Annotated in this window: 10 protein-coding genes and 1 pseudogene; 6 read left to right on the top strand and 5 right to left on the bottom strand. The window is 59.9% G+C overall.

Annotated features, from left to right (window positions below):
* Positions 1-111 precede the first annotated feature (111 nt).
* Positions 112-723 (bottom strand): trimeric intracellular cation channel family protein, encoded by a 612-nt coding sequence (locus RYB09_RS05070; RefSeq protein ID WP_005742997.1) that lies wholly within the window; start codon positions 721-723, stop codon positions 112-114.
* Positions 724-819: 96 nt separating this feature from the next.
* A complete protein-coding gene (gene orn, locus RYB09_RS05065; RefSeq protein ID WP_316887613.1) occupies positions 820-1,356 on the bottom strand; it encodes an oligoribonuclease in 537 nt (178 codons plus the stop codon).
* A gap of 108 nt (positions 1,357-1,464) precedes the next feature.
* On the opposite strand from orn, the gene rsgA reads away from it, so the two are divergent.
* Positions 1,465-2,496 (top strand): small ribosomal subunit biogenesis GTPase RsgA, encoded by a 1,032-nt coding sequence (rsgA, locus tag RYB09_RS05060; protein WP_002551811.1) that lies wholly within the window; start codon positions 1,465-1,467, stop codon positions 2,494-2,496.
* Positions 2,497-2,557: 61 nt separating this feature from the next.
* Here the strand turns inward: rsgA and motB are convergent, their stop codons facing one another.
* The gene (gene motB, locus RYB09_RS05055; protein ID WP_058407868.1) at positions 2,558-3,583 is read right to left on the bottom strand and encodes a flagellar motor protein MotB; all 1,026 of its coding nucleotides are present in this window, start codon (positions 3,581-3,583) and stop codon (positions 2,558-2,560) included.
* A gap of 3 nt (positions 3,584-3,586) precedes the next feature.
* Complete coding sequence (gene motA / locus RYB09_RS05050; protein ID WP_002551809.1) at positions 3,587-4,438, bottom strand: flagellar motor stator protein MotA; 852 nt, start codon at positions 4,436-4,438, stop codon at positions 3,587-3,589.
* Positions 4,439-4,645: 207 nt separating this feature from the next.
* Between motA and RYB09_RS05045 the strand changes: the two genes are divergently transcribed.
* From RYB09_RS05045 to RYB09_RS05030, 4 genes and pseudogenes are all read left to right on the top strand, one after another.
* Positions 4,646-6,181, top strand: coding sequence for an HDOD domain-containing protein (locus RYB09_RS05045; RefSeq protein ID WP_058401214.1), 1,536 nt, complete (start codon positions 4,646-4,648; stop codon positions 6,179-6,181).
* Between the two features lie 45 nt (positions 6,182-6,226).
* Positions 6,227-7,036, top strand: a pseudogene (locus RYB09_RS05040) (rhodanese-like domain-containing protein); the annotation flags it as partial.
* A gap of 183 nt (positions 7,037-7,219) precedes the next feature.
* On the top strand, positions 7,220-8,083 hold the full coding sequence (gene asd / locus RYB09_RS05035) for an archaetidylserine decarboxylase (protein ID WP_058401248.1): 864 nt from the start codon (positions 7,220-7,222) through the stop codon (positions 8,081-8,083).
* 258 nt (positions 8,084-8,341) lie between these two features.
* Positions 8,342-10,126 carry a molecular chaperone gene (locus RYB09_RS05030; protein WP_316887612.1) on the top strand — a complete coding sequence of 595 codons (1,785 nt, stop codon included), beginning with the start codon at positions 8,342-8,344 and terminating at the stop codon, positions 10,124-10,126.
* A gap of 44 nt (positions 10,127-10,170) precedes the next feature.
* Here RYB09_RS05030 and serB read toward each other — a convergent pair whose 3' ends face one another.
* Entirely contained in the window at positions 10,171-11,385 is a 1,215-nt protein-coding gene (serB, locus tag RYB09_RS05025) for a phosphoserine phosphatase SerB (RefSeq protein WP_058401212.1), read from the bottom strand.
* Positions 11,386-11,515: 130 nt separating this feature from the next.
* On the opposite strand from serB, the gene RYB09_RS05020 reads away from it, so the two are divergent.
* Positions 11,516-13,054, top strand: a complete 1,539-nt coding sequence (locus RYB09_RS05020) for a histidine kinase (RefSeq protein WP_316887611.1) — start codon at positions 11,516-11,518, stop codon at positions 13,052-13,054.
* Positions 13,055-13,428 lie beyond the last annotated feature (374 nt).

The raw sequence follows: 13,428 nt of genomic DNA, 5'->3' as shown, positions 1-13,428 counted from the left end.
ATGCAGGCCGCCAAGGCAGCGTAGGTGGATAATTGTCCAACCTTCGGGGGTCATACCAGAGCGTGAGGAACGATAATTTTTCAACTATTGTGCCTGCGCCCTGCGTAAGCTTCAGGGCTCGTCCTTGTAGACAAACTTGGGCATTTCCCAGCGGAAACGGATCGCCAGCAGGCGCAGCAGCAGGCCGCCGAACAGGGTGATGAGCACCGCCTGTTCATCCGGTAATTGCAGGTACTGGCACAGCAAAAAACACCACGCGGCCAGAAACGACACGCTGGCATACAGCTCGCGGCGGAAGATCAGCGGAATGTCGTTGCAGAAGATGTCGCGCAAAATGCCACCGAAGACCCCGGTGATGACACCGCACACTGACGCGATCACCAGACCATGCCCGGCTTCCAGCGCGGTCATGCAGCCGATCAGGGTGAAGGCCACCAGGCCCAGCGCATCAAGCACCAGAAACAGCGAGCGCAGGTGGCGCATCAATGGCGCGATAAAGATCGTCACCAAGGCTGCCACACTGGTCAATATGAGGTATTCCGGGTGCTTGACCCAGGTCAGCGGGTAATGGCCGATCAGCACATCGCGCACCGAGCCGCCGCCCAGCGCCGTGACGCAGGCGATCAGCACCACGCCAAACCAGTCCATTCCTCGACGACCCGCAGACAGCGCGCCAGTCATGGCTTCAGCAGTGATGGCGATCAGATAAAGCATCAGCAACATGGCGGCGACTCTGCGACAAAGGCGCGCAGTCTAACCAGCCGACCAACGCACTGAAAGAGTGCAGCGAAGATTATTCGCTGCACGCGCGAGTCTCGATCAGGCCTTGATGAAGTGCTCACGATAAAAGCGCAACTCGGCAATCGACTCACGGATGTCGTCGAGCGCCAGGTGGGTGCTGCCTTTCTTGAACTTCAGTTCAGGGGACCAGCGCGCAGCCAGTTCCTTTAGGGTCGAGACATCCAGATTGCGGTAATGGAAGTAGTTCTCCAGCGTCGGCATGTGGCGATACAGGAAGCGGCGATCCTGGCAGATGCTATTGCCGCAGATTGGCGAACTGCGCTCCGGCACCCACAGTTTGATGAACTCAAGAGTCTGCGCCTCGGCTTCAGCCATGCTGATGGTGCTTTCGCGTACTCGCTGGGTCAGGCCCGAGCCACCGTGCTGGCGGGTGTTCCACTCGTCCATTTTCGCCAGCGTCTCGTCGCTCTGATGCACCGCGATCACCGGACCTTCGGCCAGGGTGTTCAGCTCGCTATCGGTGATGATCGTGGCCATTTCGATGATGACATCGGTATCAGGGTCCAGACCGGTCATTTCCAGATCGATCCAGATCAGGTTCTGCTTGTTCTGCATGTGTCGACTCCTCAGCGTAGGCGCGCAGTTTAGCTCACCCTGCCGTGCTAGACTCCTGCCGATCAATCGTACTGCCTAATTCATCGGTTACATCACATCGGAACACCCATGGCCAAACGCCAACTCAATCGTCGTCAGAACTGGCGCATCGAAAAAATTCAGGGCGAGCGTGCTGCCCGCGCGGCAAAACGCGAGTCCGCTACACTTGAAACACTGGAAGGCGGCGACCTCGGCCCCGAACAGACCGGCCTTGTAATTGCTCACTTCGGTGTTCAGGTCGAAGTCGAGGCTCAGGAAGGCGAAGCAAGCGGTCAGGTATTTCGCTGCCACCTGCGCGCCAACCTGCCTGCACTGGTGACCGGTGATCGCGTCGTATGGCGCGCCGGCAATCAGGGCATTGGCGTCATCGTTGCGCAACTGCCCCGCACCACCGAACTGCGCCGCCCGGACTCACGTGGCCAGCTCAAGCCTGTGGCTGCCAACGTCGATCTGATCGTGATCGTGTTCGCGCCCATGCCCGAGCCACATGCCAACCTGATCGACCGTTATCTGGTGGCCGCCGAGCATGCCGGGATTCGTCCACTGCTTCTACTCAACAAGGCCGACCTGATCGACGAGCAGAACGCGCCCGCGCTCAATGCGCTGCTGGCGGTCTACCGCACTCTGGGTTACCCGGTACTGGAAGTGTCGGCGCATCACGGCGACGGCATGCAGACACTGCAAAGCCAGCTTGACGGCCACATCAGTGTGTTCGTTGGCCAGTCCGGCGTCGGCAAGTCTTCGCTGGTCAACAGCCTGCTGCCGGAAACGGATACTCGGGTCGGCCCGTTGTCCGAGGTCTCCGGCCAGGGCACACACACCACGACCACCGCCCGCCTGTTCCACTTCCCGCGTGGCGGCGATCTGATCGACTCACCGGGCATCCGCGAATTCGGCCTGGGGCACGTCAGCCGTGCCGACGTGGAAGCTGGCTTCATCGAATTCAACGACCTGATCGGCACGTGCCGCTTTCGCGACTGCAAGCATGACCGCGAACCGGGCTGCGCTTTGCTCAAGGGGCTTGAAGATGGCCGCGTGCAGCAACAGCGCATGAACAGCTACCGTTCGATCATTGCCAGCCTGCCGCAAGACAGTTACTGAGCACCGAACGCCGCACACAAAAACGCCGCGATCATCGCGGCGTTTCTGTATCGGTTGCAGCTCAGTTCTGGGCTGGCTCGACCCGCAACTTGCCATCGTCAAAGATATTCAGCTTCTGCCGGATCTCGTGAGGCTGGGCGTATGCCTGCGGGTCTGGCGGTGCCCCGGCCGAAGCCCCCGGAGCAGCGGGAGTAGCAGGAGCGGCGGGCGCTGGCTTGGACGACGGCGCACCACCGGAGTTCTGGTCGCCTTCGATACGCTGCTGAGCCTTTTTGGTCAAAACCACAATGTCGATACGGCGGTTGACCGGATTGGTCGGGTTCTCATGATCATAAAGAGCCGACGAGGCATAACCCACCACCCTGGCCACCTGTGAGTCCGGATAGGTACCGGCCACCAGCGCACGACGTGCAGCGTTGGCGCGGTTGGCCGACAGTTCCCAGTTACCGAATCCGCCGTTGCCTACAAAAGGTGTCGCATCGGTATGACCGCTGATGCTGATCTTGTTCGGCACGCTCTTGATGGTGTCAGCCATCGCCAGCAGGATGTCTTCGAAATAAGGCTTGAGACGTGCACTGCCCGAGTCGAACATCGGCCGGTTGTCAGCATCCATGATCTGAATACGCAAACCGTCCTGGGTGATCTCGAATAGAATCTGGTCCTTGAATTTCTGCAGTTGCGGGTTTTCCTCGACCTTGTTCTGCAGCTCTTGCAAGAGCATCTCCAGACGCTCCTGCTCGACCTCTTCAGCCTTGGTCTCGGAAGTCTCGGCCTCAAGGGGCACGGTGTCAGGTGACGGCGTGGTCTTGACCTCAGGGTTCAGCGTCTGATTCGGCGACATCTCGGGCGAGCCGCCCAGGTCGATCACATACGGCGAACCGCTGTCCGAAAAGCCGACCGGATCCTTGAAATAACCGGCCACCGCGAGCAACTGTTCGGGCGTGGCGGAGGACATCAGCCACAGCACCAGGAAGAACGCCATCATTGCCGTCGCGAAGTCGGCAAACGCGATTTTCCAGGCACCGCCGTGATGTCCGCCACCAAAGCGCTTTACGCGCTTGATGATAATCGGCTGATTATTTTCCATGACTTAGCGACCGCGAACCGCTTGTTCCAGCTCGCTGAAGCTGGGGCGATGCAGCGGGTAGAGAACCTTGCGGCCAAACTCGACGGCCAGCGAAGGAGGCATGCCGGAGGCCGAAGCCACCAGCGACGCCTTGATGCTCTCGTAGACGTTCATTTCTTCCTTGGCATCATGGGCAAGGCAGGTGGCCAAAGGACCGAAGAAACCGTATGCCGCAAGAATACCGAAGAAGGTACCTACCAGCGCCGCACCTACGTGCATGCCGATTGCAGCCTTGTCGCCCGACCCCAGCGACGCCATGGTCACCACGATACCGAGTACCGCCGCCACGATACCGAAGCCGGGCATACCGTCGGCGATACCGGTAATGGCATGGGATGGATGCTCGAGCTCTTCTTTCATGCTCAGCAGCTCCATGTCGAACAGGCCTTCCAGCTCGTGAGGAGCCATGTTGCCGGACGACATTATGCGCAGGTAATCGCAGATGTACGCGGTCATGCGCTCATCTTTCAGCACGCCAGGGTATTTGGCGAAGATCGGGCTGGAGGCGGCGTCTTCGATATCCCCTTCAATCGCCATCATGCCTTCACGGCGGCTCTTGTTGAGGATTTCGTATACCAGCCCCAGTACCTCGAGGTAATAGGCGTGTGTGAAGCGCGAACCGAACATCTTCAGCGACTTCTTGAACACGTGCATGGTCATGTAGCCAGGGTTGGCCTGGAGGAACGCGCCCAGTGCAGCACCGCCGATGATCAAGACCTCGTAGGGCTGGAACAGCGCCATGATCTTGCCATGGGACAGCACATATCCGCCGAGGACACTCGCGATAACGACAATGATGCCGATAATTTTAGCCATAGGAAAAAATACTTTACTGAGTCGGGTTCAGGGACAGTCCGGAAGTTCTTGAATCTCTTCTTCTCCTTATCGGCCTAACTGGGCCAGACTATAGCCGGTTCTTTTGAAAAACCCATTTATCCGCCTCCATAAAAGGAGGAAAATGGCCTCAGCGTCCCGTACGCTGGCGGTTTCCCAGCTCAGATAATCAGCCGCACAGGCCATCGAATGTCGACAGCACACGCAGCACATCATCTCGTTCCGAAAACGCTGGATGCCTGGGTCAAGTTGCTTGACGGCATCGCGTTGCCGGTCCCTGCGGTCAATCATGGGCACGTTCGCGCAGCATTGAACGACAGTCGCCGCTCGCTACGTGAAATCGCTGAAATGATGCAGGAAAGCCCCGCACTGGTATTGAGTGTGATGCGCGAGGCCAACCATCACACCCACGGTTTGACCGAGCAGGCCGAGAGCCTCGAGATTGCGATCAACCGCCTGGGGCTGGCGCGTACTGAAATCCTTCTGGGCCGCTTGCCGGCCAAGCCGCCCGAGGAAATTCCTGCGGCCTACCGCCAATTGATTCTGGTCAGCCAGCACGCCACACAACAGGCCAACGGGTTGTTTGCCAGTCGCCTTGCACGACTCTGGCAAGACATCCATATGGGCAGCCTGCTGTTCCTCTCCCCACTCTGGCCGATGGCGCTGGCCTATCCGAAGCTGCTCGAAGAGCTGGAGTTGCGGGTTATCCACAAGGGCCATTCCAGCCTTGCAGTGGAAAAAGAGCTGTTCGGCGTCAATCTGCTGGAGCTGTGCCTGGCACTTGCCGAGTTCTGGCGCCTGCCGATCTGGGTCACGCGCGGTTATAAGTTGCTGATCAACGAGCGACGCGATCTGGCCAAGGTGCTGCGCATCGCCCGCGAAGAACACAGCCCGCTGCAACAGCAACAACTCATGGACGCCGACCCCAACCTGCGGCGCTGGCTGAACCAGCCAGCCAATACTGTTTTGCTGGGTAACGGTCTGGCGCTGGCGGCGCAACATGCCTGGAACAGCCCGCATTGCCTGCGCTGGGAACGGCTGACCAGCCTTTACCTGCAACAGTCGATCAGCGAAGTGCAGCAGCAAGCGCATCAAAACGCTGCCAGCAGCGCGCGTATTCATGCGGAAAAAGACCTCTGGCACCCGGCCGAATCGCTGCTCTGGCCCTGGGATGCGCGCCGCGTAAGGCGCGACAACGAACCCGCCCCACCGCCCTCGGCCGACGCCCTGCAGCTATGGCGCAAGCACTGCGCCGAGCTGCTGCAGGACCCCAGCCCGTTCATCAACGCCATGCACTTGACCACCTCGGCGCGCGACGCGTTCATGTCGTGCGGTATGGAGCGGGTCATGCTGCTGATGCTGGACAAGACCTCGACCGTACTGCGCGTCAATCAGATGGCCGGACTGCCGCCCGAAACCGCCTCCTTGCAGCTGTTCATCAAGGAAAGCACCGTGTTGCAACGCTTGCTGACCCAACCGACGCAGTTGCGCATGACCCCCGCGAACAACGCGCAGTTTGCCGCCCTGCTGCCCGCGCCACTGAAAACCCTGTTCAGTGGCCAGCACTGGCTTATTCGCTCGCTGAGCAACAACGGTAAAGTCATGCTGCTGGTGGTCGCCGACCAGGGTGGCGGGGCCTTGTCGGAAATTTCCGTCCAGGCATTCGGAAAAACCGCGCAATGTATTGAAAAGGCACTTGGCATCTTTAGTCATCGCAAAGCGTGAGGCCTGGCGTACAATTCGCCTCTTTCCTTTCATCGGAGGCTGCAAATGTCCGCATTCAATGGCTTGTCGCTGGTCATCGAACCCAACGATCTGCTTGAGCGTCTAGACGCCCCGGAATTGATCCTCGTGGATCTGACCAGCAGCGCTCGCTACGAAGCCGGACACATTCGCGGCGCCCGTTTTGTCGATCCGAAACGTACGCAACTGGGCAAGCCTCCTGCGCCTGGTCTGCTGCCCGACACTGCCGATCTGCAGCAACTGTTCGGCGAACTGGGCCACAATCCCGATGCAGTCTATGTCGTCTACGATGACGAAGGCGGCGGCTGGGCCGGGCGTTTTATCTGGCTGCTGGATGTCATCGGCCACCACCGTTATCACTATCTGGATGGCGGCGTGCTGGCCTGGGAAGCGCAATCGCTGCCGTTGAGCACAGACGTTGCGCCCGTTGCAGGCGGCCCGGTCACGCTGACGCTGCACGACGAACCTACCGCCACACGCGAATACCTGCAAAGCCGTCTGGGCGCCGCCGATCTGGCAATCTGGGACGCTCGCGCCCCGACCGAGTATTCGGGCGAAAAAGTAGTCGCGGCCAAGGGCGGACACATACCCGGCGCGGTCAATTTCGAATGGACTGCGGGCATGGACAAGGCGCGTAACCTGCGTATTCGTCAGGACATGCCGGAGATTCTTCGCGACCTGGGCATCACGCCCGACAAGGAAGTGATCACCCATTGCCAGACTCACCACCGCTCGGGCTTCACCTATCTGGTGGCGAAAGCGCTGGGCTACCCAAGGGTCAAGGCCTACGCCGGTTCGTGGGGCGAGTGGGGCAACCATCCGGATACACCGGTGGAAGGCCCGCAAGCGGTCTCCACGCCCGTTGCAACGGTTGAGGCCGTCGAACCCGCCGCGCCTGTGCAGCCAGCCGAAAGCATCGAGCCTGTCGGTTCCGATGAACCGGGGGAGGCGTCCCGCAAATCCTCAGGGCACTCCTCTTCAAAACGCTCATTTTCAGGACACTCATCTCCAGGACCCTCAATGAAAGACCGCTTGTTCATCATCAGTCAGTACCTGTTGCCACACCACCTGCTGTCCCGACTGGCTGGCTGCGTTGCCGAATGCCGCGTGCGCTGGTTCAAGAATGCCTTTACCGCGTGGTTCGCCCGCCGTTATCAGGTCGACATGTCGCAGGCACTGGTCGAAGACCTGACGTCCTACGAGCATTTCAACGCGTTCTTCACCCGTGCGCTGAAAGCCGACGCCCGCCCGCTGGATACCACACCCGGCGCGATTCTTTCGCCGGCCGACGGCGCCATCAGCCAGTTGGGCCCGATTGATCATGGCCGGATCTTCCAGGCCAAGGGGCACAGCTTCAGCGTGCTTGAACTGCTGGGCGGTGATCCCAAGCTGTCGGCACCGTTCATGGGCGGCGAGTTCGCGACGGTCTACCTGTCGCCGAAGGACTATCACCGCGTACACATGCCACTGGCCGGCACATTGCGCGAAATGGTCTACGTGCCGGGGCGTATCTTTTCGGTCAACCAGACCACCGCTGAAAACGTGCCGGAACTGTTCGCCCGTAACGAGCGAGTGGTCTGCCTGTTCGACACCGAGCGCGGGCCTATGGCTGTGGTGCTGGTCGGCGCGATGATCGTTGCGTCGGTCGAGACGGTATGGGCCGGGCTGGTCACGCCGCCCAAGCGTGAATTGAAGACTTTCAGCTACGACGAAGCAGCGCGTGCGCCGATTCACCTGGAAAAAGGCGCCGAGATGGGCCGTTTCAAACTGGGCTCCACGGCCATTGTGCTGTTTGGGCCAAATCAGGTGAAATGGGCCGAGCAACTGTCCGCTGGCTCCAAGGTACAGATGGGCCAGGCACTGGCAGCTCCAACACAGGCATGATCGTGACTTGAAGTCACAGTGCCTGGCATGGGCGCCCGATTAACAGGGGCGCTCATGCAGTTTAAGACCGGACAGTAATGGCTCCAGGCCATATTTACTGCTTAGTGATGCCGATACTGGTAAAGTTGCCCGATCGGTGCTGTAGGATACTTCGCACTTTCATGGGCGTATGCTCGACATGTCGCCGCTCCGCGATGACGTCAGCCCCCATTTAAAGCCACCGTCCGGGCCAGTGAGTTGTTGGAGTTCGCCTGTCACATGAGTAATTTTAGCCTCCCTCTGCTGCTGCGTGCCCCCACGCCAGCACAGTCGAGCCTGACATTCTGTGAAGCCAACCCCCGCGACCTCAAACGCTGGATCTCCAGGCTGCCCAAGGCAAACCTGGGAGAAATGGCACGCCAGCTCTATCAAGGGCTGACCGAGCTGAACCAACTGATCACCCCCAGCGAAAACCGCCTGCAACTGCTTGAACTGCTGCGCCCCGAGGTGTACTTCGTCTGCAAGCACCTTGAGCGCCACTTTCTCAACCAGGCCATTGTGCTGGACGAGCGGCCGCGCAAGGTTGCCAATCTCTGCCAGGCCCTGCAAAACCATCTGGCGACCGGTTACAAGCAAATCATCCAGCAGGTAGCGCCCCACTACACCCGAGATCAGGCCGGACTTTTCAGCACCGCTCTGCAACGAGCACTGCATGGGCTCAACGGACCGCTGATTCGCGCCAATCAGCTCTACTGCCCGGTGCAGGACGGTCTGTGGCTCGAACTGCATCAGATCTACCAGATTGCCCGCCAGTACCAGTTGCACAACACGCCGGTCGAAGAACCTCTGGCTCATCACACCAAGGCGTTGAGTGTGGAACAGACGTATGTGATCGCGCTGCTGATGGGGTGTTCGCGCTGCAACCAGATGCGTCAGTTGAACATCGGCAAACTGGCCGATGCACTTGAGGCCTGGAGCCCGCTGGTCAAGCTGCAATCGCCTGCCGGGGACAACAGCCTGTTTGCCCTGGACCCGACGGCAGACAAACCGCCGCTGTATCGCACCCTGTTCAGCGATGAACAATCACCGAGGCTACTGGGTATCGACACCCAGTCGCTGGCAGAGGCAATCAACCAGTACCTGGCCTTGCCGGACGACCAGCGCAGCCCGTCCAGACTGCTGATTCCTACCGGTATCAATACCGACCTGCTGCAACATCTGGCGGCCGCCTGGGGTGATGTGGCCGAGCGGACCTTTCAGCGCACGGCAGGCCAGGGCACCCTGAAGCTGTGCATAGGCATGAGCGCACTGCATTTTTATGTAGCCGGTCAGAAGTCGTTCAGCGAACTCCTGCAACTCAACAGCGCAGGCAGTGCTGCGAGTTTTTCGCTGAAGATCGCCAATGATGACGAAGACGACCCTTGGGCTTCAGCCTTCGATACACAGCGCGGCAAGACCTCATCGCACCTGCTGCCCTATGAAGAAATCGAATACCCGAAGAACGATGGCGATAACGACTCGCTTTCCAACGGTCAGCACACGTTTCCGACCTTCGACCTGAATATCGTCAACCACAGCCCGGGCGGTTACTGCCTGGCGTGGCAGAAGGAAGTGCCTCAGCAATTACAGGCTGGCGAACTGGTGGGCATTCAGGACGACTCCGGCCAGGGCTGGAGCATTGCCATTGTGCGCTGGGTCCGGCAAGTGCGCAGCGGCGGCACACAAATGGGCATCGAACTGATCGCCCCCTTTGCCCAGCCGTGCGGCATGCAACTGATTCGCGAACAACAGAATAGTCAGTACCTGCGAACCCTGATGCTGCCGGAAGTACGCGCCATGGAAAAACCGCCGACCTTGCTCGCACCGCGCCTGCCGTTTCAGGAAGGCAGCAAGGTAATGATCAACGTCGGGGGCGAAGAGCGCCGTGCCTCACTGAGCAACCGGCGCATCAGCAGCGCCAGTTACAACCAGTTCGAGTATCAGATCTACGATGCGCCGAAAGCCGCCGAGGTCGAAAAGGCAAAGCCAGGGCAAGAGTTCGATTCTCTGTGGGGCACGCTGTAATCGCTGCAATTGTCGCGGGCACTGCAACGACTACGGCGCAAGACTCAGCGCTTTCCTTCGCGGTCGCGAAAACCCAACAGATACAGCACGCCATCCAGCCCCAGCGTTGAAATCGCCTGCTTTGCCGACTGCTTGACCAATGGCTTGGCGCGGAATGCGACACCCAGCCCGGCAATCGCCAGCATCGGCAAGTCATTGGCACCGTCGCCGACCGCGATGGTCTGCTCCAGACTCAAGCCTTCCTTATGCGCCAGCTCGCGCAACAGGTCTGCCTTGCGCTGCGCATTGACGATCGGCTCTACGGCGACGCCGGTTACCTTGCCATCGACCACTTCCAGCTCGTTGGCGTACACATAATCGATGCCCAGCTTTGCTTGCAGCTGTTTGGCGAAGTAGGTGAAGCCACCCGAAAGAATCGCGGTCTTGTAACCCAGACGCTTGAGCTCGGAGAACAGCGTTTCAGCGCCTTCGGTCAAGCGTAGAGAAGAGCCGATTTCATCCAGCACACTGACATCCAGGCCCTTGAGCAAAGCAAGACGCTCCTTGAAGCTTTCACTGAAATCCAGTTCGCCGCGCATCGCCCGCTCGGTAATCTCGGAAACCTGCTCGCCCACACCGGCAGCCTTGGCCAACTCGTCGATCACTTCGGCCTCAATGAGGGTCGAATCCATGTCGAACACAGCCAGACGCCGGTTGCGGCGAAACAGCGAATCCTGCTGGAACGCGATATCTACGTTGAGATCCTGGGCAACTGCGAGGAACTCGGCCTGCATGGCTTTCGGGTCGGCTGGCTCGCCGCGCACGGTGAACTCGATGCAACCCTTGCCCTTGTCGGCCGGCGTGTCGAGCGGCATACGCCCGGACAGACGATCGATCTGATCGATATTCAGCCCGTATTTAGCCGTAATGGCGCTGACGCACTGCAATTGCTCGGCCGTAACCTTGCGGGTCAGCAGGGTGACGATGTGACGGGCCTTGCCCTGACCTTCAACCCAGTGCTGATAATCCGCTTCGGACACCGCCGTGAAACGGACCTGCTGATCCAGTTTGTAGGCGGTGAACAGGATGTCCTTGAGCACGGAAGAACCCTGCACGGTATCCGGAATTTCAACCAGGATGCCGAACGACAGGGTGTCGTGGATAACCGCCTGACCAATATCGAGAATGTTCACACCACCCTGGGCGAGGACGCCGGTGATGGCAGCAGTGAGACCTGGACGGTCGACACCTGTGATGTTAATCAGGACGATTTCGCGCAAGGCGCACCCCCATAGTGGAAAAAAACCGCATTCTAACCACATTCAGTGACCACCGGGCACAGGCAGCGCTTTGCCGCTACTGGGTCGCTCGTTATACTGCGCGACAACTTCACCGAAAGAGCCGTGCTCTGTGAACCGGCCCACGCCCGTTAAAACCGATAATTTCTTCCTGCTCATCTTTCGTGCCCTGCGTCATCGCCGTGTACCGATCGCTTTGCGCATTGCCAGCCATAACGTGATCCTGGTCGCTTTGGCGCTGGTGATCTACGCCGGTGTCATGGGTCTGCAATTCAAGCAGGCCATGCATGAACAGGCTGATGCGCTGGGGCAGGCCCTGACGACCCAGACCGCCACCTCGGCCACCGAGCTGTTGGTGTCCAACGACATCCTCAGTCTCAACGTGCTGCTGGGCAATCTGGTCAAGAACCCGCTGGTAGCGCATGCCGCTATCTACAGTGTGGATAACCGCATACTTGCGGAGGCTGGCCAGCGCCCGAAAAACGGGCTTCTGGGCGAGGCTCAGGGCTTGTATGAAATCAAGATCACGTTTCAGGACGTGATGGCAGGTCATCTGCGCATCAGCCTCGACATGTCACAGTTCCAGCAGCCGATGACCATCAGCCTGCAGAGCATGGGCATTCTGGCGGGCATTCTGCTGGCCCTGGCACTGGCCCTGAGCCTGCGCCTCGGCCGCCATATCTCCACGCCATTGATGCAGATGCGCATCTGGCTGCGCGATATCGACCCGTACACACCGGCTACCGACCGCCAGGATGAAATCGGCGATCTGGCCCGGCAACTGCGCACCTCGTTCGCACCACCGGTTCCGGAGCCGGAACCGCTGCCCGAACCCGAGTATGAAGGTGACGAGCACGACGGTGACGATCCATACCTGGAGCCGGAAGAGCGACCTGCACCACCGGTCTCGGCACGCAGCAGCGAACCGAAGCCGCGCCTGCCGGCACCGCCAGTCCAGCGTCGCATTGTTGCCGAAGAAGATGAAGACGACGAAGATCCGTTTGCGGACCTGCGTGACAATTCGAATACCGCACCAGTTGCCCGCCCGGTGGCTGCGCCGGTAGCGCCCGTCGAGCCGCACAACAGTGCTGTGCTGGCCGTGCAATTAGGCGCGCAGGACCAATTGCGCCGCCTGCCGCGTGCACGACTGACCGAATTGCTGCAACGTTATCGCGACTGCCTCGATCAGGCCGCCTCGCTGTATGAAAGCGAGCTGCATACCCTGAACGATGGCAGCACCCTGATGCTGTTTCACAGCCACGAAAGCGGTGATGACTACCTCACCAACGCAATCTGCTGCGGCGAGCTATTGCGTGCCCTGAGCCACGCCTTGCAGATCGAGGTGGCCGACAGCGGCATCACCTTGCAACTGCAACTGGGCCTGACGCTGGGTGAGGGCCTGAGTGGTCTGAGCCAGATCGATCTGCTGCTGACTGAAACGGCGCAGGATGCGTTGGCGCTGTCTCAGCACAGCCGCAATCTGCTGCTGGTTGAACGCCGCATCAACGACGACCCGTTGATCCGCCAGCGCGCCCGCATCCGCCCTATCGCCAGCCCTGAAGGCGCATGCTGTGTAGAACGCCTGATGGAGCCCTACCCTTCGATGCTCGAACGCCAGCTGGCGCGCATGCACGAATCCAACAAGGCCTGACCACCGCCTCTCGTTCACATGCGTAAGCACAGGACGAGAGGCGCCCGGCCTTGACTATGCAGCGTGGCGCAAATCTGTGACGCAGAGCGTCACCCAAGGCATTCCCACGCTGGAGCGTGCGGAACGATAGGTGTCCGCAAGATCACCATCGTGCCCATGCTCCACGTGGGCATGCCGTTCTGGACGCTCTGCGTCCGATCCTGACCGCACTGGAGCATTTGGAACGATAGGCGTCCGCAAGATCACCATCGTGCCCATGCTCCGCGTGGGCATGCCGTTCTGGACGCTCTGCGTCCGATCCTGACCGCACTGGAGCATTTGGAACGATAGGCGTCCGCAAGATCACCATCGTGCCCATGCTCCGCGTGGGCATG

The organism is Pseudomonas syringae group sp. J254-4 (assembly GCF_032586855.1).
GTDB classification, from domain to species: Bacteria; Pseudomonadota; Gammaproteobacteria; order Pseudomonadales; family Pseudomonadaceae; genus Aquipseudomonas; species Aquipseudomonas amygdali.
Note: the sequence above shows the minus strand (reverse complement) of the source record. Positions and strands in the feature narration are given on the sequence as shown.